Genomic DNA, 2,654 nt, shown 5'->3' on the forward strand with positions numbered 1-2,654 from the left:
CATTCCTCCTAAGCATTGCGCGGATTATCCTTCGATATCGCCGAGGCCCTTGCGGTAGGCGACGAGCTTTTCGCGAACTGCAGGGTCTGCGATGGCGACGATGTGGGCGGCGAGGTAACCGGCATTCTTGCCGTTGCCGATGCCGACCGTGGCCACCGGGATTCCCGGGGGCATCTGCACGATGGAGTGCAGAGCATCGACGCCGTTGAGCGGGCCGCCGGCGCAGGGCAGGCCAATGACCGGAAGAATCGTGTGCCCTGCGAGCACGCCCGGAAGGGCTGCAGCGAGGCCAGCGACACCGATGAGGACCTGGAGGCCTCGCCCGGCGGCTTCGCGAGCATACTTCGCGGTGGCGTTCGGGGTGCGATGTGCGGAGAGAATGTTGAATTCCCACACGATGCCGAAGGCGTCGAGCACCGCGGTGATTTTATCTACAGTTTCCTGGTCGGACTTGCTACCCGCAACGATACCGACCTTTGCATTTTCTTTCAAATCCATTTTATTACCTCTTATTTCGCCATCTTGGCGAGACGGGCCAAACCCTTCTTGCCGATGTCCTTGCGGTAGAACTTGCCTTCGAACTGAACCTTTTCGGCGGCTTCGTAAGCGATGTCGAGAGCGGCCTGGAGCGTTTCGCCATGGCCCACCACACCGAACACGCGGCCACCGTTCGTGACCAGCTTGCCATCGACCATCTTGGTACCGGCATGGAGCACCTGGGCGCCGTTCTTTTCGGCTTCTTCGATACCCGTGACGACCTTGCCCTTTTCGTAGGAACCCGGATAGCCCTTGCTTGCGAGCACCACGATTGCGGAACTGCCCTTCGGGGCCTTCGGTGCACCGAGCTTTGCGAGTTCACCCTTTTCGGCAGCGTCGAACAACGCGAGCACGTCGCCGTCGTAGAGCGGGAGCACAATCTGGCATTCGGGGTCGCCGAGGCGGCAGTTGTATTCCACGACCTTCGGGCCCTTCGCAGTCACCATGATGCCCACGTAGAGCACGCCCGTGTAAGGCTTGCCTTCGGCAGCCATGCCCTTGAGGGTCGGTTCGATAATCGTTTTCTTCACGACCTCGAGGAGAGCGTCCGTCACCACCGGAGCAGGGCTGTAGGCGCCCATGCCGCCCGTGTTCGGGCCCTTGTCGTCGTCAAAGACGCGCTTGTGGTCCTGGGCAGAAGAGAGAATCACGTAGTCCTTGCCGTCGCAAACCACGAAGATGGAGGCTTCTTCGCCGTCCATGAATTCTTCAATCACGACCGTCTTGCCGGATTCACCAAAGACAGCCTTGTCGCCAAGCATTTCTTCGACAGCGTCGTTCGCTTCCTTGTCGGTCATGCAGACGATAGCGCCCTTGCCCGCAGCGAGGCCCGACGCCTTCACCACGATCGGAGCCGGATGTTCGGCAAGGAACTTCTTGGCAGAGGCGAGATCGGTGAAGGTCTCGAAGGCTGCCGTCGGCACGTTGTACTTCTTCATGATATCCTTGCTGAAGGCCTTGGAGCCTTCGAGCGCGGCAGCAGCCGCAGTCGGGCCGAAAGCGCGCAGCCCGCGACGGCGGAATTCATCCACCACGCCCGCGACCAGCGGAATTTCGGGGCCGATGACCGCGAGGTCAATCTTTTCGGCAACCGCGAGGTCAGCGATCGCCTTCGGGTCGGTCACATCCACCGGCACGCACTTGCCGAGGTTAGCCATGCCCGGGTTGCCCGGAGCGCACACGAGAGTGTCGCACAGCGGCGACTTCTTGACTGCAAGAGCGATGGCATGTTCGCGACCACCGCTACCAACGACGAGAATATTCATAAGCGAGTCCTTATACTTGTACGGGGGATAATTTAGAAAAACAGGGAATCCATTAAAAACCAAATCGACTTTCAAAACCCCAATAAAAGCCCTTAGGATCCATACCATTGATGAAATAGTGAACATTCATTGAATCTTTCTTTTTCCTAAGATCAAAAATTAAGATATTTCGTGCTTTATCAGACCAATACTGATAACCAAATAAAACATTATTGTCCCACAGGAAATTCAACAAATTCCACACAAAACCTAATGAAGCTGATGTCGAAAAACCGACATCAAAACTTGAACTTTTACTTTCGTCACCACCATAACTTTTGTCGTTTGCATATTTAAAGACAGGAGCCCCAATAGCTTGTATATATGGCGAAAAGCTATTTATGGGAACATTTCTGTGTTTTACCCTTGGTTCTGAATAATTCGGCATGACTAAACGTCCTAAATAGTAACGATAACCCACTCCTAAACTTGTTACGCTTCTGAAGCCTTCCCAATCTTTATTCCCTTCATTATCTTCAATGTCAGAGAAACGCATAAAAGTAGTCAGATTGAATATCAATGAACCATTGTAAGAATTTTCTTTTTCAAGAGTAAAATCGAATAAAAAAGCCCCAAAAGCAGGCAATATCAAAATATCACTTATTGTCAAATTGCTTATATAGAAGTTTGTCCTCGGCGCAATAGTGTCCGTGCTATACACATAACGTTTATAACGTTTCTCTGACGTTTTACTCAAATCTACCGAAACGGAGTCTTTTTGAGCAAAAGCCGTAACGAAACTAAACGCAAGAATTATGAGAATAAACTTTTTCATACCAAGCGCACAAGTTTGCGCATTTTTATTAAAATCCC

At 52.5% G+C, this 2,654-nt stretch carries 3 protein-coding genes; all 3 read right to left on the minus strand.

The features are described 5' to 3' along the window. Window positions 1-24: 24 nt before the first annotated feature. The gene (gene purE / locus Q0628_RS07070) at window positions 25-498 is read right to left on the minus strand and encodes a 5-(carboxyamino)imidazole ribonucleotide mutase (protein WP_072979901.1); all 474 of its coding nucleotides are present in this window, start codon (window positions 496-498) and stop codon (window positions 25-27) included. An 11-nt stretch (window positions 499-509) separates the two neighbouring features. Next, window positions 510-1,802: a phosphoribosylamine--glycine ligase gene (purD, locus tag Q0628_RS07075; protein WP_298769521.1), complete on the minus strand. Its 1,293-nt coding sequence runs from the start codon at window positions 1,800-1,802 to the stop codon at window positions 510-512. 52 nt (window positions 1,803-1,854) lie between these two features. Next, a partial coding sequence (locus Q0628_RS07080) for a hypothetical protein (RefSeq protein WP_298769524.1) occupies window positions 1,855-2,654 on the minus strand: 800 nt, incomplete at its 5' end.

It is taken from the genome of uncultured Fibrobacter sp. (genome assembly GCF_937877005.1).
Classification (GTDB): domain Bacteria; phylum Fibrobacterota; class Fibrobacteria; order Fibrobacterales; family Fibrobacteraceae; genus Fibrobacter.